Here is a 17,837-nt window from a genome sequence, read left to right as displayed (position 1 = left end):
ATATGGAACATCCACATAGTCTCACAGTAAATGGTTCCGGTAATTCAGCAGGCGGAGATTATAATAAAGTGAAGATTCGCGGTGAAGGAACGATTTCTAATGATATGAGCTGTAATGAATTTAAAACGTACGGCACGAGTGATGTACGGGGTAATATGAAAGTGAAAAATTATGTTGTGTATGGAGATAGTGAAGTACAAGGAAATGTAGATGCAGAATATGTAAAAGTATACGGTAATACACAAATTCATGGTGATGCACATATTGAAAAAACAAAAGTTAGAGGTATGATAGATATTGCGGGGAAGTTTTCAGGTGATTTTGTCGATGTAAAAGGTGCTTTAAATGTTAGGGGAAATATTGAAGTAGAAGATTTATCATTAACTGGTGGTCTTGAAAGTGATGGATTACTTAATGCTGAAAATATTCAAATCTCACTTCGTTATGAAGGAAGTAAGGTAAGAGAAATTGGTGGTAAAAACATTACGATTCGTAAAAAAGCGAGATTTTTTCCTTTTATTAGTCATGTTGGAAACCTCCAAACTTCAATTGTGGAAGGAGATGATATTTATTTAGAACATACGATTGCTGAAGTAGTGAGAGGAAACAACGTTACAATTGGCCCTGGGTGTGAAATTAGTGTTGTAGAATATCATACTAGTTTTAATCAAAAGGGTAATGCAGTCGTTAAAGAACATAAACAAATATAAGTAGTACGAGGGAGAGCAGGGTTATGGTTGAGAAGAATAATAAGCTCGGCTTTGTTGTGGCGGGTTTATTGCTAGGTATTTTAATGGCATCAATGGATAATACCATTGTCGTAACAGCGATGGGAACGATTGTTGGTGACTTAGGAGGTCTTGAAAACTTTGTATGGGTCGTTTCTGCCTATATGGTCGCAGAAATGGCAGGCATGCCGATATTCGGTAAACTATCAGATATGTATGGTAGAAAGAGATTCTTTATTTTTGGTTTAATCGTTTTTATGATTGGTTCGGCACTTTGTGGTACTGCTGAAAATATTACACAGTTAGGTATTTATCGTGCCATTCAAGGTATTGGCGGCGGGGCATTAGTGCCGATCGCGTTTACTATCGTTTTTGATATTTTTCCTCCTGAAAAGCGCGGGAAAATGGGCGGTTTATTCGGAGCAGTATTTGGTTTATCGAGTATTTTTGGACCGTTGCTTGGCGCGTATATTACAGATTATATTAGCTGGCACTGGGTATTTTACATTAACTTACCGCTTGGCATTTTAGCACTTATTTTTATTACATTCTTTTATAAAGAGTCACGAGTTCATAGAAAGCAAAAAATTGACTGGTTTGGTGCAATTACTTTAGTTGGTGCAGTAGTTTGTTTAATGTTTGCTTTAGAGCTTGGCGGACAAAAATATGACTGGGATTCTAGCTTTATTTTAAGTTTATTTGGTGCATTCGCTATTTTAATTGTTACATTTATTTTTATTGAACGAAAAGTAGAAGAGCCGATCATATCATTTGAGATGTTTAAGCAGCGCTTATTCGGAATGAGTACAATTATTGCATTATGTTACGGTGCTGCGTTTATGTCAGCAACTGTGTACATACCGTTATTCATTCAAGGTGTATACGGTGGTACCGCAACAAACTCAGGATTACTACTATTACCGATGATGTTAGGATCAGTTGTAACAGCGCAATTAGGTGGATTTTTAACGACGAAGCTTAGCTACAGAAACATTATGATTATTTCTGCTGTTATTATGCTAATTGGACTATTCTTATTAAGCACATTAACGCCAGAAACAAGTCGTGTATTATTAACAGTGTATATGATTATTATTGGATTTGGAGTTGGTTTCTCATTCTCTGTACTAAGTATGGCGGCTATCCACAACTTTGGTATGGAACAGCGAGGGTCTGCGACTTCAACGAGTAACTTTATTCGTTCATTAGGCATGACGCTTGGTATTACAATCTTCGGAATGATCCAAAGAACAGGTTTCCAAGATCAATTAGAAGAAGCATTTAAGGGTATGAGCGGAGGAATGAATACAAACGCTTTAGGAGATTCAAGAGCTATTTTATCAGAATCGGCAAGATCTCAAATTCCACCGCAAATATTAGATAAAATTATTGATGCTCTTTCTAGCTCAATTGTCCAAACATTTATGTGGGCATTGGTACCAGCTGGTTTAGCATTCATATTTATTTTCTTTATGGGAAATGAGCGCATGGTAATTAAAAAACAACAAAAGAATAAAAAGAGCGAAACATCTAAAGCGTAATGAAAAAGCTCCCTTCCAATTGGAAAGGAGCTTTTTCGTATGTACGGTTTTAGATTAGCCTTCGATGATTTCGTATTCTTCGTCTGCTAATAATAAAATTTGTGTTTTCTTACCTTTGTTTTGAACTTCGATTACATCGTAAGCACCTAGGTCTCTTATTTTGCTTTGAGAAGCGTTAACCATAACTTCAATAGAATCAATTAAAATATCTTCTTCAATGTATGATTCAGGCAATGCCATATCTTCAGTATCTAATACACATGCGTATAGATTTTGTAAGTTTTCAGCAGTTGGATTTTGTTCTTCAACATCAATGATGTTTTTTACTGCTTCCATATTTTCTTCTTTTGCTTGGTATACTTTAATTTTAGCCATTGTTTTAATCTCCTTTATAACGTAATCGTAGAGGCTACACTTCATTATAACGTTTTTTTTATGAAAGATGAAATCGTTATATGTATTTATAGGGAAATTTATGCGTTATTACTCATTATTGGCGTAATTTCATTATTAATGAGATGAGTAGGTAGCTATATTCCTACGTTAAAGTTATATTATCCAAGCTTTTCTCATATCTCGCTCATATTATGTGTATGAGATAAAACATATAGAGAAGGGATGGGGTGTAAGTGGGTTGTGAGCCGAAAAGAAATTATCGATGTTTCCAAAAGGATACGAGTTAAGAAAAATAGATGAACATATTGTAAATAACTCTACATTACATAAAGTCTCTGAAGATTTTACAAGTCAATTTCAATCAGTTGAAGATTATATAAACCGAGGTATAAGATATTGTGTTTTGTATAAAGGAGAAGTTGTATGCGGTGCATCATCATATAGCATTTATGATAGCGGGATTGAAATTGAAGTAGCGACTAATTACAATCATAGAAGAAAAGGGTTAGCGACTATAGTTAGTGCAGCACTAATCTTGGACTGTTTAGAAAAAGAGATATACCCAAACTGGGATGCAGCGAATACTACATCTGCAAAACTAGCTGAAAAACTAGGATATGTTTTTGATAAGGCGTATGATACTTATTTTGTGGATAATAGATGAAATCGTATTTTCAAATAAAAGAGCAGTTAGCAAAAGCTAACTGCTCCTCTCCAAAGGGGGAATGGAGAGATACAATCATGTTACTTACATTATTGACGGGAGGTTGATTTTTAATCAATCTATTATAAAAGTTGAGATAAAATATTTTTAATTAACCCTGAGGATCCAATTAAGAGTACTGATAAAAAAACGATTGAGAATATACTTTTTTTAGGTTTTTTTAATTCTATGTATATGTTAATAATGGCACCAATTGCAACTACAGTAAAGATAACGAGTCTTACTACATCTATCATAAATAACGCTCCTTTTAATTACTTAATTGTATTATATAGGAATTCGCGTTTCGATTAGTTTATTTAAATACGATTTAAGGTAATTTTAAACAAACTAATCTTTTATACAAAAGTAAGGTTAAGGAAAAAGATAGCGTAAGTAGTAATAGTATATCTTGTAGAAGCTGATGTAGACCAAATAAAGTAGGGTTATTATCTATGTGGAAAAGTATAATTAATATTTATATATACTCACTTTAGGTACCTTTACAACTTAAATAATAAAACATGCTTTTCATAATGATCCAAACACCAATTATATTTTTGTAGAATAATTGGATGAACAACTTCTTTCGTAGTATCGACCTCAGTATAGCCATATTTCTTATAAAAGTTTTCTAATTCCTCAAAAGGAAGACAATATACATTTGGAACTTGTAATTTCTTCGCAGTTTCTACTAAAAATGAAACAAGATCCCCAGCTAATTGTAGCCCTCTAAATTGAGGAAGAATATAAATTCCACCCATTTCTAAAGTATCTTCATCTATTTGGACTAATCGTCCAATACCTGCATACTCATTGTTGTATGTAATAATTGCAACTTTATCTCTTTTTAAATCACTTCGTACAAATCCTATTGAGTCATATTGATTATTAATCCATTCTAAATCATTAGATGTAGCCATTTGAATACTCATTTATATCTCCCCTTTATAAAAAATGTAATTTTCTTATTATATAGAATATAATATCAGGAAAAAAGTGATTATAATGGCATGATTTTTATTATCAGTTCAAGTTTTGAAGAATAGTGCATACAATATAAAGTGTTTTCCTTTCTTCATTTAAGTTTTACGTATATAATTTAAAAGTACTATTTTTATTTTATATTTTTTATATTTATAACAGAATAGAGGTTTAAAAATGGGTGTTAAAATCATTACGGATAGTGCAGCGGATTTACCGGTAGAATTGCTGCAAGCATATGATATTGATTTAATTCCACTCCGTGTTTATGATGAAGCAGAAACAGAGTATTTAGATGGAGTTACATTAGAGTCAGTTACATTATTGCAAAATATGAGAGAAGGCGCTGTTTATAGAACGTCATTGCCTTCACTTGAAACTTTCCAGGAAAAATTTGTTTCTTATGCAAAAGAAGGTAATCCTTGTATATATTTAGCTTTTTCATCTGAACTGTCTGGTACATATCAATCATCAGTTCTCATTAAAGAGGAAGTAAAAGAAACATATGCTAACTTGGATTTAGAAATTATTGATACGAAATGTGCTTCGCTCGGTCAAGGGCTTGTCGTATTAGAAGCTGCTAAAATGGCGAAAGACGGTGCATCAAAAGAAGATATTTTAAAACGTGTTGATTTTCTAATGAACCATATGGAACATATCTTCACTGTAGCTGACTTACAGTACTTAGTGAGAGGTGGACGTTTAAGTAAAGTCGCAGGATTTATCGGTGGTTTACTAAACATTAAGCCAATCTTAAACGTGGAAGAAGGAAAGCTTGTACCACTTGAAAAAGTCCGAGGGAAAAAGAAAGTACTTGGCCGAATTGTCGATATAATGGAAGAGCGCGGAAAGGAACTTAAAGGTCAAACAATCGCAATGACTCATGGTGATGACTTAGAAACAGCTGAAGCATTAAAAGCATTAATTACTGATAGATTGGGCTGTGAAGTATTTATCGTAAATACAATTGGTGCAGCAATTGGAGCACATACAGGACCGGGTGTTATAACGTTATTTTTCTTAAATGAAGTCGAGTAAAGGATTGATCTTTTGATCAATCCTTTTTTCTTATTAATCTGTAATAATCGGTCGATATGGTATCGGTGAAGATAAAATCATCGAAGTTTTGACTGTTCCAAATGGTATAACGATATCAATTAATTCCTCTAATTCTTTCATAGAGTGAACCGCTACCTTTAAATAATAGCTACTTTCACCTGTTACTCGATGACATTCGAGTATTCTATATTCTTCGTAGATTTTCTCCTCAAATTTTTTGCAAGGAATCTTTAGATTTTCAATTCTTAAAAATGCTTGAATTGATTTTCCTACTGCATCTAATGATATCCGTGCAGTATATTTCTCGATTATTCCAGTATCTTGTAATCTCTTTAGCCTTTCGGTAACACTAGGACGGCTGAGGTGTAAGTGCTCAGTCATTTCTGTAATCGTCATTCTCGCATCTTCTTGTAGTAATAACGTAATTTTCTTGTCAATTTCATCCATGAATTATGCTCCTTTGCAAAATTGAAATTAAATTTCCGAAATAAATACATAATATAAAATCTAATGTTAAATTACATGCACTTTTGTATATTGAATAGAATGATAACTTTCTATAATTAAAATATAAATGGAGGTGCATGTAATGTCTAATCATTTTGGTGAAACAATTTCTATTAAAAAGGGAACAGCCTTATACGTCGGAGCGGTTCTAGGATCAGGAATTCTTATATTACCTGGTATGACAGCGAGTGTAGCAGAGGGGAATGCAATTGTTTCTTGGCTTGTTATGATATTACTTAGTATTCCACTTGCATTCACATTCGCATTTTTATCGATAGAGCATCCAAGTGCTGGTGGAATAGCTACTTTTGCAGAAAAAGCTTTCGGTAAAAAGATAGGTGCTATTATAGGATGGTGTTTTTTTATTGCAGGTAGTGTTGGGCAAATCGTAGTCTCAATGACTGGTGGAATGTATATAGTGAGAGTGTTTGATTTATCATCATATTTTTCTTACGTTATAGCGCTTATTATTTTAAGTACTTCAATTGTTTTCAATTTATATGGGTTAAAAATGAGTGGGTGGTTTCAAGTATGTATTGGTGTATTAACTTTCTTTATTTTAATCGTAACTATTATTAGTTCGCTATCTTATATTGAAATGAAGAATATAAATGTACATATTTCTATGCAAGAAATAAATCCAATTTTAGAGGCATCATTATTAATTTTTTGGTCTTTTTTCGGCTGGGAAGCTATTGCAAGTTTAGCTCCAGAATTTAAAACACCTAGAAAAAGAAATATTATTTTATCTACGGGATTTGCGATTGTTATTATTGGAGTTTTATATATAGGTATTGCATTATCAGTAATTGGAACGAAATCTTATTATATCAATGCTGATAATACTACAGCTCTTGTGCTTGTAATCAAGCAAACTTTAGGTGAACAATTTGCATGGGTAATTGGATTTTTAGCTTTTATCATTTGTTTAGGGACGACAAATGCATTTATTGCAAGTATGGGTCGCTTAGGTTATTCACTAGGGAAAGAAGAAATTGCACCTCGTTATTTAGCACATATTAATGAAAAAAGAGAAAACCCAACAAATGCAGTAAAAGTGGTAGGTTGTATTGCAATAATTGGTTTACTAATAAGTTTCGTTTTTCAAATTAGTATAGAGAACATCGTATTAATACCAAACTCATTAGGAATTATTACATATATAGTCGGTGCTGCGGCTGGAATGAAATTAATAAAAAACAAGTTAGGAAAAGTTTTTTCTGTAGTAGCTTTTACATGTTGCATAGTGGTTTATCCTTTTATTGGGGGAGTAATACTTATTCCATTGGTAGTATCATTCATATGTTTATGCTATTTGCGGTTTCGTAACAGAAGATAAATAAGAATGAGATTATAGAAATCTAAATATTTAAAGATATTAAATTTTTTTCGTTTCATATATAATTGTGAAGGGGGAATATTTGTAACTATTTGTAAAAAAGGGAGGCGTCTATAAAATGCATGAAATTGCTAAGTGGGATTTAGATTCATTGTATTCGAATGAAGATATCCTATCTCCAATATTGAAGCTGAAAGAACAATTTTTTGTAACAAAAGATATAGTGATTCTTTCAAAACTTATTCAAGCTATTGAAAAAGCAGAATACTATTTGTACTGTCGATCGGCTGAAGAAAGTGTTACATCGGATAATACTAGATTGACTGTGAAAGTAAAGGAATTAAAAAGTGAAGTGCAGCAAGTCATACAGCAAAGTGAGGTGGAAATTACCGATAGTACTAGGCTAATAAAAGATGAACTAAGTGCGTGGGAAAATATGTACATACAATTAAGGAATAGGATAGAAATAGAGCACAATAATAAGCAATTATCATTTGGACAAGCAAATCATGTTGCAATGAATAGTGATAATGAAAAGGAAAGGCTAGAAGTATTCGAGTCATTAACATGTGCTTTACATAAGGAGAAAGAAATTTTTGCTACTGTATTAAATCAAATAGGAAGATTGCGTAATACAAAGAGTAATGAATTAGAAGACATAGATATTTTAACTCAATCTTTTCATGCAAATGGCATTTCAGAAACTGTATTATTACAAATATGGAATGCGACTGAAGAAAATCTTGATAAATTAGTAAGTGTTTTAAATGTGTATAAGAAAGGTAGAGCTTCGATTACATGGCATGAACTTATGACAGTAAAGGAAAATAATGAGGTAATTATTCCTTTTTCGGTAGCAGTACAAAACATATACGATGCATTAAAAAATATAGATGAAGAATTAGCAGAATTTGCACGTCATGCGATAGAAAGTGGTTGGGTAGATGCAGAGCTGAGAGAGAATAAACCACCAGGTGGATTTTGTGCTCCTTTTTTCAGTGAGAAAGAATCTCGAATCTCAATGCGTTACGACGGAAGTATCGATAGTGTAAGAGTACTTGCCCACGAACTAGGACATGCTTGGCATTTTTATAATATGAGTTTTGAACAATCCTCTTCTTTTTTAGATGATTATTTGCCAATGAGTACAGCTGAATCAGCATCTATTTTCTTTGAAACGGTGCTTATAAATTATCTAATTCAAACAACAGATAGTATAGATATGAAAAAGTCATTGCTTAGCTGGAAAATAAGAAACTGTTTTAATTATGTAATGGCAATTCGAGCATCGTACGAATTTGAGAAGAACTTTTACGAGAAATGTAAAGAAAGTCCTTTAAGTGCTGATGAAATCGAAAAATTATCTATAGTAGCGCAAGAAAAAGCATATGGAAATTCATTATCAGAATATCAGCCGTTTGTTTGGATGAAATATGTTCAGTTTTATTTAGCAGATGTTCCTTTTTATAATTATCCATACACATTTGGGTATTTAGCTAGTTTTAGTTTATTAGAAATAGCTAAAGAAAGGAAAAGTATTTTTCACTTGAAATATAAAGAGTTTTTACGAGAAACAGGAAAAGCTCCAGTGGAAGAACTGATGAAAAAATATTTTGAAATAAATATAACGAGCTATGAATTTTGGGGTAAGGCTTTTAGACAAATTTCTATAGATATTGATGAATATTTGAGGCTTATATAAGGGGCGAGTATAGTGGATTACCAACTTATAAAGGGAATACCTTTTTCAACTTTAGAATATACAAAAGCTATAAGTTTATTAAAAAGTTGGCTACATGAAAAACAAGAGAAACCAAGATTTGTAGTAACTGCAAATCCTGAAATTGTTATGTCTGCAAAGGAAAGTACGGCTAAATCTAAACAGTTTAAAAAGATGTTACTATCTGCGGATTTAATAACAGCGGATGGAATTGGTGTCGTAATTGGCTCGAAAATATTAAAAGGAACGCTGAAAGAACGCGTCACTGGGGCAGATATCACTCACGATTTAATAAAATATTGTAACGATAATCGATACCGTGTCTTTCTTTTTGGAGCTGCACCAGAAAGTAATAAAAAGGCATTAGTAAAATTAAATGAGCAGTTCCCAGGCGCACAGTTTAAAGGACAGCATGGATTTGTAAATGGTGAGGAAATAGAAGAAGTAAAAATGAAAATAAAGCAATTCAAGCCGCACTTATTGCTAGTAGGACTAGGTTCACCGAAACAAGAAGAATTCATCTATGAAAACATACAAACATTAAACGTTCCACTATCTATTGGTATTGGAGGTATGATCGATATATTATCTGGTACTGTAAAAAGAGCACCGAAAATTATGAGGGATACAGGAACTGAATGGTTATATAGATTACTCTCACAGCCGAAAAGATTAAAGAGACAAATCGTACTTCCGAAATTTTTATTGTCGGTTATGTCTGAAAGAATTAAAGGGAGTAATTAATAAAGGAGAGTACATTCATGAACAGAATCGGAATTATCGGAGCAATGCAAATTGAAATAGACTTACTTTTAGAAAAATTAGTTGTACAAGAAGAACAAATAATTGCGGGAATGCCTTTTTACGTTGGAGAATTCATGGGAACTGAAGTAATTGTTACAAGATGTGGTGTAGGGAAAGTAAATGCAGCCGCATGTACGCAAACATTAATTCATAAATTTGATGTAGATGCTATCATCAATACAGGTGTTGCTGGTGGATTACACCTAGATGTAAAAGTTGGTGATATTGTTATTTCAACGAATGTTACCCATCATGATGTAAGTAAGACTCAAATGAAAAACTTATTTCCGTTTCAAGAAGAATTTATCGCAAGTAAGGAATTAGTAGAGCTAGCGCGTAAAGCATGTAATAGTAGTTCTTTACATATGGAAATTCATGAAGGAAGAATCGTAAGCGGTGAATGTTTTGTTGAAGATTCAAAACTAAAAGCGAAATTAATAGATGAATATGCACCACATTGTACAGAAATGGAAGGTGCAGCAATTGGACATGTTGCCTACATAAATGAAGTACCGTTTCTCGTTATAAGATGTATTTCTGACAGCGCAGACGATGAAGCTCAAATTTCTTATGATGACTTCGCGAAAACGGCCGCAAACTATTGTTCAGAAATTATCGTTGAGATGCTTAAAAATATATCAAGTAAAACTGTATTATAATTCAAAAGGAGAGAATGAAATGTTACAAGCATTAATTTTTGATATGGACGGAACGTTATTTCAAACAGATAAAATTTTAGAATTATCGTTAGATGATACTTTTAATCATTTACGTTCATTACAATTATGGGATACGGTAACACCTATTGATAAGTACCGTGAAATCATGGGTGTGCCATTACCGAAAGTTTGGGAAGCTTTATTACCGGATCATTCTCTTGAAATAAGAGAACAAACAGATGCATATTTTTTAGAAAGATTAATTGAAAACATTAAGAGCGGAAAAGGTGCTTTATATCCGAATGTAAAAGAAATTTTTACATATATAAAAGAAAATAATTGTTCAATTTATATTGCTAGTAATGGTTTAACTGAATATTTACGAGCAATTGTATCTTATTATGATTTAGACCAATGGGTTACTGAAACGTTTAGTATTGAACAAATAAACTCACTTAATAAAAGCGACTTAGTAAAAAGTATTTTGAACAAATATGATATAAAAGAAGCAGCTGTAGTTGGGGATCGTTTATCTGATATAAGCGCAGCTAAAGATAATGGCTTGATTGCGATTGGATGTAATTTTGATTTTGCACAAGAAGATGAACTTGCCCAAGCTGATATAGTAATAGATGATTTACTGGAGTTGAAGGGGATATTGCCTGCTATACAGAGATAATAAAATTGTTTAAATTACAATATAATCATTCTAAAAATAATAAAGTCGTTTAAAAATCTTTCTTCCATTAACGGAGTAAATTGCTTAGTGGGGAATTAAAATAAGTACTTGTGGCTTCTGAAGAAATGGAAAAAGAAAGATGTTAAATACAAAGTAGACTCTGTTATACAGAGGTAAAGATAGTGGTATTCATTTGTGATGGATTAGTAATGGTTTGATTTGGATTATAAAGTGTGTGTTATTTTTGCCAAGTACTATATGACTTATTCTATGGAGGGAATATGATTAAAAATAATTTTAAAATTAGTAATATTCCTGCGGTTTTATGGGGAGATAAAAGTGAAAAAGTTTTTATTGCAGTACATGGAAATATGTCAAATAAGGAGGATACAGTTATTCAAAAATTAGCTGAAGAAGCTAATCAAAAAGGTTATCAAGTATTAAGTTTTGATTTACCCGAACATGGAGAAAGAACAAATGATAATACACTTTGCAAAGTACAGGTTTGTGTTAGTGAATTATCTATAATTATGAATTACGCAAAAGAACATTGGAAACAAGTAAATGTGTTTGCATGTAGTATCGGAGCTTATTTTAGCCTTATAGCCTATCAAAATGATGTGATAGAAAAGGCATTATTTTTATCACCAGTAGTTAATATGGAACGAATTATCGAAAATATGATGAAATGGTTTAATGTAACACCAGAACTTTTGCAAAAAGAAATGACTATAGAGACACCAATTGGCCAAAAGTTATATTGGGATTATTTATGCTATGTAAAAGAACATCCTATTAATACATGGAATATAGATACATATATTATGTACGGAGCTAAGGATGAACTGTGTGAATTTGAAATTATTAATGATTTTACAAAAAAACATCGTTGTGCATTAGAAGTCATGGAGACAGGTGAACATTATTTTCATACTGAAGAACAGTTAAAGATATTTCAACAGTGGTTACACAAACATATCAATTAACGAAGTATAATTTATCTTGGGTCTGTTTGAGAATAAACTAATATAATATTTCATCATATTTGAGTACAAATAGTTTTAAACGTATAGCAATTAAACAATTATATTATCGATTTACATCTGAAGTGCAAAATACGCATGACACAAATTGAATGAAGTAACAACCATAAAAATGCTCAGAATAAATAGTTCTTGAGCATTTTATTTCATATTAAGGGGGAATTTATTTGAAAGATATACATATTCAACAAATTGAAGATTTAATGTTATACGAACACAATTACCTTGTTCAAGAAAGCAAAGAAGAAGGATTTAATTTCCTAATAAAACTAATAAGTGAATATGAAAATAAAATAAACACATTTAATAAAACTGGTGAATGTTTATATGGTATTTTTCAAGGGGAAAAGTTAATTGGAATAGGAGGGTTGAATGAGGATCCTTATACAGAAAATAATAAGATTGGCCGATTAAGGAGATTTTATATTTTAAAGAATTATCGTCGTATAGGGCTAGGGAAGTTGTTATTAAACCAACTATTATCTTATGCGGAAAAGAATTTTAAAGTAGTTGTTTTACATACAGATACAAAGCAAGGCGATGCATTTTATACTGCAAATGGATTTGTGAAAGGGGAATTATTTAAAGGATCTAGTCATTATAAAGTATTATATGAGTAAAAAAGAGACCTCAGCTTCGAAACCATACGCTTATGAAGTCTCTTTTTTCTAGTCAATTATGTTCAACGTTCATTTCTTTCAATAGTCCCTTCGGATCACCTTTTACATAATAGAAATGTGGATTATTTTCATCGTCGTAAAGCATAATATAAGGTTTTTGATTAAGAGGGAGGAGAATAAGTACTTCATCAATTGTTGTTTGTAGCCATTGATTTGTAATAGAAACTGGTTTAGATAAAGGGATTTTTATCATGTGACCATCTTTTGGAACGACATTTAAGTTTTTGAACGGGCCAGTAATGGATTTAGCATATTGAACAGCTTTTTTTTGAATAGCTGGATCTAAAGATTGTTTTTGAACGACCATTTCTTTTTGACAATCAAATACTTCAATTTGTTGATTTGTATTTGCGAACACATTTGTCGATAATAAGAAACAAAGAAGAGTAATGACTCCGATTTTTTTAATCATAATACAACACCTCGTCTTTACTATACCCTTAAAAAGTTCAAATATTTTTCTGTCACATTTATGTAACAAAGAAGTTGTATAATACAATTGGTTTTTGTTTAAAAGCAATGGAGGATAATTCATGAAAGTATTAATTGCAGATGATGAACAAGATATGTTAAGGATTTTAAAAGCTTATTTTGAAAAAGAAGACTTCGAAGTGTTATTAGCGAAAGATGGAGAGGAAGCACTTCAAATATTTTATGATGAGAAAATTGATTTAGCTATTTTAGACTGGATGATGCCGAAACATAGTGGTATTACTGTCTGTCAGGAAATAAAAAAGAATTCAAGCGTAAAAGTATTAATGCTTACGGCGAAAAGTGAAAGTGAAGATGAATTAGTAGCGCTTCAAAGTGGTGCAGATGAGTACGTAAAAAAACCATTTCATCCAGGTGTATTAATAACTAGAGCGAAAAAGCTTATACAGCATGATGATGTCATTCAAGTTCAAGATTTGAAAATAGATTTTACTAAAAATAAAGTTTATAAAAATGACAAAGAGTTAGATATTACAAAAACAGAGCTAGAATTAATAAAGTGTTTTTTAAATCATAAAGGCATGATTTTAACTCGTAAAAAATTGTTAGATATCGTATGGGGATATGACTATTTTGGAGAAGAGCGAACTGTTGATACACATGTAAGAAGATTACGTAAAAAAGTTGGAGAAAATATTATAAAGACGCACCGTGGGTTAGGATATAGTTTGGAGGAACAGAGTGAATAAACTTGGAAAAAAACTATTTCTCAGCATTTCTTTAACTGTTATTCTTATTTTTACGATTTCTTTATTATTAATCAACTATCTTTTACCGAAATATAATATTTACAAAACACGAGAAAGTTTAAAAGGTATTACAGCACAAATACAGTCCATACCGAGCGAACAAATAGATGAAGCAATTTCTAGCATTGAAAATAAAGGAACTGTTACGATTGCGTATACATCAATTAACAATTCGGAAGATCATATTAATGATGAGTTACGCTTGCAACTTACAAGGAAAAGAGTTGCCCTTAATAAACTTTGGATTACAAAAGGTGAAATAATAAAAGTAAAGAACTTCGGACAATTGAATAAAATATATGATCAAGAGAAAACCAAATCTAGTTTTTTTGTGAAATATATTGCGAAAAACGATATGTTGATTTTAGTAGGGGTTTCTATCGCACATTCGAATGAAATAATAAAAACGTTAAACGCATTGTATTTATTCATTTTAGGTATGACGATTTTACTTATTATTGTACTTGTATGGATATTGTCAAAAGCAATTACGACACCACTGAAAGAATTAAGTGATGTCGCAGAAGATATTTCACGTTTAAAGTTTAAAAAGACAAAAGTGAAAACGAATGATGAAATAGGAGAGTTAGCCGATAGTATTAATATCATGAGTGAAAAACTACATGAAGCACATCAAGATTTAACAGATCGTAATGAACATTTAAAACGATTTATGGGTGATGTGACGCATGAATTAAAAACACCAATAGCACTAGTAAAAGCATATTCTATGGGAATAAAAGATGGTCTAGATGATGGTACGTACATAGATACAATCATTAAACAAACAGATCAAATATCAAATTTAATTGAAGAATTATTACGATTTTCTAAATTGGAAAGAGATGTTTTGCAAAAAGAAGAATTCTCTATTAAATCACTACTCCAAAGTATTATAGATAAGCATAAGATTGAACTGGATTCAAAAGAAATTGATTTGCATGTGAATTATAATGTTGGCGATGCAATTATTTATGCAGATGTAAATAAAATGAGTATGGTATTACAAAATTTAATTTCCAATGCGATAAAATATACAACAAATCAAAATATAAAAATTACTTTAGAAGATCGAAATGAAAGTGTATATTTTCAAATTCAAAATGGTATGAATGGTGAACAAATGAAAGATATCGATAAAATTTGGGAGCCTTTTTACGTCTTAGAATCTTCTCGTAGTAAAGACCATTCAGGTACAGGACTAGGTTTAGCAATCGTGAAAAGTATTTTAGAAAGGCATGGTTTTGACTATGGTGTATCTACTATAGAGGGAGAAATACGGTTTTATATAACTATGAAGAATGAATAATTTAATACGATTAGAAGCATCGTCTATTAATAGGCGATGCTTCTAATTGATTATATGTGAGTAGTAAACGAGAATAAATAACTTCGAAAAATCGTTGGAAGAGTGTTCTGCAAATTTCTCAAGTGGTTGCATGAAGTGTTAACTGAATTTTCAGTAATTTTGTTGTATAGTAAAAGGAGAAATATATGGGGAGGAAAGAGTATGGGGAAAAAGAAAATAGCTACACTATCAGCAATATTATCTTTATCAATTGCATCAGGTGTTTCTAGTATGACTGCGTATGCGGACAATAAAGACACAAACTACATAAATAAGAATGACGTTAAATTAAATGGAAAAATTTCAGAAGCGTTACGTTCAAACACGAAGATTGAATTAGAGAATGGGATGACAAAACCGATTTACTCGCTTGATGAAGCGATTGTTGAAAATTTATTTGTAGAAACGGAAGTAGATAGTGATCGAGATGGAAAAAAAGATCGAGTATCAGTAAAAGTTATGCGTCCAAAAACTGATCCAAATGTGAAAGTTCCTGTTATATATGAAATGAGTCCATATCGAGCGGGTTTAAAAGACGTTCCTGTATATAATGTAGATGAAGAATTGTATGCGTATGAAGGCAAACCGTATGGAGCTGTTAATCTTGGTTCATACGGAAATTATTATGTACCAAGAGGCTATGCAGTCATTTTAGGTGAAAGTATTGGAACTGGAAAATCAGATGGATGTCCGACTACTGGGGACGAACAAGAAATATTAGGGACGAAATCTGTCATTGATTGGGTAAATGGACGTGCGAAAGCATATACAGAAAATGGTGAGGAAGTTAAAGCCGATTGGTCAACAGGAAATGTAGGTATGACTGGAGTCTCTTATAATGGTACGTTACCGAATGCTGTTGCAACGACAGGCGTTGAAGGGTTAAAAACAATTATACCAATTGCAGCGATTAGTAGTTGGTATGATTATTATCGTGCAAACGGTGCAGTCATTGCGCCAGGTGGATACCAAGGAGAAGATACAGATAATATGGCAGAAGCAGTACTAACAAGAGAAAATCCTGAAGTTTGTGGACAAGTAATAAAAGAGTTAACAGCAGGACAGGACCGAAAAACTGGTAATTATAATGATTTTTGGGACAAACGTAATTATGTAAAAGATGCTAAAAACGTAAAAGCGAGTGTATTTGTTGTTCATGGTTTAAATGATTGGAATGTAAAGACGAAGCAGTTTGCGCAGTGGTGGGAAGCGCTTGGAGAGAATGGTGTCCCTCGTAAAATGTGGTTACATCAAGGTGGACACGGTGGGACATCAACGAATGACTGGCAAAAAACACAAAATAAATGGTTTGATTACTGGCTATATGGAATTGAAAATGGCATTATGAATGAACCAATGGTTGATGTACAACGTGAAAATAAAACATGGGAAAAATTAAAAAACTGGCCAGATCCAGCAGCTGTACCGTCAAAAATTCGTATGTATTTAAGTAACAAAGCAGTTAATTTACCATTGAGCATGGGGACTGTTAATAAGGTGTTTTCATTCGTAGATGATGCAAAAATGAAATCAAACGAATTAGTAGCAAACCCAGAATTAGAAGTAGCCAATCGATTAGTGTATACAATGCCTATACTGCCAAAAGATACGCGTATAAGTGGTACGCCAAAGATTTCAATTACAGGAAATATTGATCGATCTGTATCAAATTTAACAGCATTACTTGTTGACTATGGAGGAACGAAGCCGGAAATCGTAACACGAGGCTGGATGGATCCACAAAACTTAAAGAGTATAGAAACTTCAACAGCGATTCAACCGGGCAAAGATTATACATTTACATGGGACATGCAGCCAGATGATTATGTCTTTAAAGCTGGGCATCAAATTGGAGTTGTTTTAATTGCAAGTGATTATGATTATACAATTAGACCAAAAGCGGGCACGAAGCTTACAGTGAAATTAAGTGAAGTGACATTGCCAATTGTGAAATAAATAGTTATGGATAAAGGGCTTACTACAAAGTAAGCTCTTTACATTTTGAAAGGGGGAGTTTAATGTGAATGTTTATTGGTAGATACAAAAAGGCTTACAATAAATAAAAAAATTGCATTTATGATCAATAGGCCACTAAATGTAAGCCCAGCAAAACCTCCAGCGAATCCATCTCCTACTTTTTCACCAATTACATGCAAAGTGGCAAAGAAAACGATGGGGGAAGAAAGAATGAAAATGCCACTTGTAATTTTCCATATTCGTCTATACTTCTTTGCAATAAAGAAAATTACAGCATTAAAAGCAATAAGAAGTAAAAGAAATATAATGAATGAATTCATCATAGGCTCCTCTTGGTAAAATTCTGAATTTTCATTCGCAAGGGTATGTTATATAATATGATTATATTGTATGGAAAGCGAGTGATATATTATGACAGTCAGCTCTTTC

Annotated in this window: 17 protein-coding genes and 2 pseudogenes; 13 read left to right on the top strand and 6 right to left on the bottom strand. The window is 32.1% G+C overall.

All coding sequences use genetic code 11. The features are described from left to right. Positions 1 to 2: 2 nt before the first annotated feature. Positions 3 to 710, top strand: a complete 708-nt coding sequence (locus PDK19_RS11795) for a hypothetical protein (RefSeq protein ID WP_000400895.1) — start codon at positions 3 to 5, stop codon at positions 708 to 710. A gap of 23 nt (positions 711 to 733) precedes the next feature. Beyond that, positions 734 to 2,269, top strand: a complete 1,536-nt coding sequence (locus PDK19_RS11790) for an MDR family MFS transporter (protein ID WP_074615083.1) — start codon at positions 734 to 736, stop codon at positions 2,267 to 2,269. A gap of 54 nt (positions 2,270 to 2,323) precedes the next feature. Here the strand turns inward: PDK19_RS11790 and PDK19_RS11785 are convergent, their stop codons facing one another. Next, the gene (locus PDK19_RS11785) at positions 2,324 to 2,644 is read right to left on the bottom strand and encodes a hypothetical protein (protein ID WP_001062732.1); all 321 of its coding nucleotides are present in this window, start codon (positions 2,642 to 2,644) and stop codon (positions 2,324 to 2,326) included. 277 nt (positions 2,645 to 2,921) lie between these two features. On the opposite strand from PDK19_RS11785, the pseudogene PDK19_RS11780 reads away from it, so the two are divergent. Further along, a pseudogene (locus PDK19_RS11780) lies at positions 2,922 to 3,329 on the top strand (GNAT family N-acetyltransferase); the annotation flags it as partial. A 122-nt stretch (positions 3,330 to 3,451) separates the two neighbouring features. Here PDK19_RS11780 and PDK19_RS11775 read toward each other — a convergent pair. Both PDK19_RS11775 and PDK19_RS11770 read right to left on the bottom strand, forming a co-directional pair. Then, on the bottom strand, positions 3,452 to 3,625 hold the full coding sequence (locus PDK19_RS11775; protein ID WP_046647385.1) for a hypothetical protein: 174 nt from the start codon (positions 3,623 to 3,625) through the stop codon (positions 3,452 to 3,454). 246 nt (positions 3,626 to 3,871) lie between these two features. Next, positions 3,872 to 4,303, bottom strand: coding sequence for a GNAT family N-acetyltransferase (locus PDK19_RS11770; protein ID WP_000027222.1), 432 nt, complete (start codon positions 4,301 to 4,303; stop codon positions 3,872 to 3,874). 226 nt (positions 4,304 to 4,529) lie between these two features. On the opposite strand from PDK19_RS11770, the gene PDK19_RS11765 reads away from it, so the two are divergent. After that, positions 4,530 to 5,390: a DegV family protein gene (locus tag PDK19_RS11765; protein ID WP_074615190.1), complete on the top strand. Its 861-nt coding sequence runs from the start codon at positions 4,530 to 4,532 to the stop codon at positions 5,388 to 5,390. Positions 5,391 to 5,423: 33 nt separating this feature from the next. On the opposite strand, the gene PDK19_RS11760 is transcribed toward PDK19_RS11765, so the two are convergent. Further along, positions 5,424 to 5,858: an Lrp/AsnC family transcriptional regulator gene (locus tag PDK19_RS11760; RefSeq protein ID WP_000343327.1), complete on the bottom strand. Its 435-nt coding sequence runs from the start codon at positions 5,856 to 5,858 to the stop codon at positions 5,424 to 5,426. 142 nt (positions 5,859 to 6,000) lie between these two features. On the opposite strand from PDK19_RS11760, the gene PDK19_RS11755 reads away from it, so the two are divergent. The 6 genes and pseudogenes from PDK19_RS11755 to PDK19_RS11725 all read left to right on the top strand — a co-directional run bounded on the left by PDK19_RS11755 (position 6,001) and on the right by PDK19_RS11725 (position 12,782). Continuing rightward, positions 6,001 to 7,257 carry an APC family permease gene (locus tag PDK19_RS11755; RefSeq protein WP_074568084.1) on the top strand — a complete coding sequence of 419 codons (1,257 nt, stop codon included), beginning with the start codon at positions 6,001 to 6,003 and terminating at the stop codon, positions 7,255 to 7,257. 118 nt (positions 7,258 to 7,375) lie between these two features. Further along, on the top strand, positions 7,376 to 8,959 hold the full coding sequence (locus tag PDK19_RS11750) for a M3 family metallopeptidase (RefSeq protein WP_000544308.1): 1,584 nt from the start codon (positions 7,376 to 7,378) through the stop codon (positions 8,957 to 8,959). Between the two features lie 12 nt (positions 8,960 to 8,971). Next, the gene (locus tag PDK19_RS11745) at positions 8,972 to 9,721 is read left to right on the top strand and encodes a WecB/TagA/CpsF family glycosyltransferase (RefSeq protein ID WP_000386253.1); all 750 of its coding nucleotides are present in this window, start codon (positions 8,972 to 8,974) and stop codon (positions 9,719 to 9,721) included. Positions 9,722 to 9,738: 17 nt separating this feature from the next. After that, positions 9,739 to 11,119: pseudogene (locus tag PDK19_RS27285) on the top strand (5'-methylthioadenosine/adenosylhomocysteine nucleosidase). Positions 11,120 to 11,400: 281 nt separating this feature from the next. Then, on the top strand, positions 11,401 to 12,105 hold the full coding sequence (locus tag PDK19_RS11730) for an alpha/beta hydrolase (protein ID WP_270707153.1): 705 nt from the start codon (positions 11,401 to 11,403) through the stop codon (positions 12,103 to 12,105). 224 nt (positions 12,106 to 12,329) lie between these two features. Next, positions 12,330 to 12,782 carry a GNAT family N-acetyltransferase gene (locus PDK19_RS11725; protein ID WP_000651674.1) on the top strand — a complete coding sequence of 151 codons (453 nt, stop codon included), beginning with the start codon at positions 12,330 to 12,332 and terminating at the stop codon, positions 12,780 to 12,782. Positions 12,783 to 12,834: 52 nt separating this feature from the next. On the opposite strand, the gene PDK19_RS11720 is transcribed toward PDK19_RS11725, so the two are convergent. Continuing rightward, the gene (locus tag PDK19_RS11720; RefSeq protein ID WP_270707152.1) at positions 12,835 to 13,254 is read right to left on the bottom strand and encodes a hypothetical protein; all 420 of its coding nucleotides are present in this window, start codon (positions 13,252 to 13,254) and stop codon (positions 12,835 to 12,837) included. A gap of 121 nt (positions 13,255 to 13,375) precedes the next feature. Between PDK19_RS11720 and PDK19_RS11715 the strand changes: the two genes are divergently transcribed. From PDK19_RS11715 to PDK19_RS11705, 3 genes are all read left to right on the top strand, one after another. Next, on the top strand, positions 13,376 to 14,023 hold the full coding sequence (locus tag PDK19_RS11715) for a response regulator transcription factor (RefSeq protein WP_270707151.1): 648 nt from the start codon (positions 13,376 to 13,378) through the stop codon (positions 14,021 to 14,023). After that, a complete protein-coding gene (locus PDK19_RS11710) occupies positions 14,016 to 15,392 on the top strand; it encodes a sensor histidine kinase (RefSeq protein WP_074615195.1) in 1,377 nt (458 codons plus the stop codon). Before PDK19_RS11715 ends, PDK19_RS11710 begins: the two co-directional genes overlap by 8 nt. A gap of 201 nt (positions 15,393 to 15,593) precedes the next feature. Further along, on the top strand, positions 15,594 to 17,387 hold the full coding sequence (locus tag PDK19_RS11705) for a Xaa-Pro dipeptidyl-peptidase (protein WP_270707149.1): 1,794 nt from the start codon (positions 15,594 to 15,596) through the stop codon (positions 17,385 to 17,387). A 59-nt stretch (positions 17,388 to 17,446) separates the two neighbouring features. Here PDK19_RS11705 and PDK19_RS11700 read toward each other — a convergent pair whose 3' ends face one another. Continuing rightward, positions 17,447 to 17,728, bottom strand: a complete 282-nt coding sequence (locus PDK19_RS11700; protein ID WP_011040419.1) for a hypothetical protein — start codon at positions 17,726 to 17,728, stop codon at positions 17,447 to 17,449. Between the last annotated feature and the right edge of the window lie 109 nt (positions 17,729 to 17,837).

This window comes from Bacillus cereus group sp. BcHK124 (assembly GCF_027712065.1).
Classification (GTDB): domain Bacteria; phylum Bacillota; class Bacilli; order Bacillales; family Bacillaceae_G; genus Bacillus_A; species Bacillus_A pacificus.
This window is presented reverse-complemented; position numbering and strand designations above follow the sequence as displayed.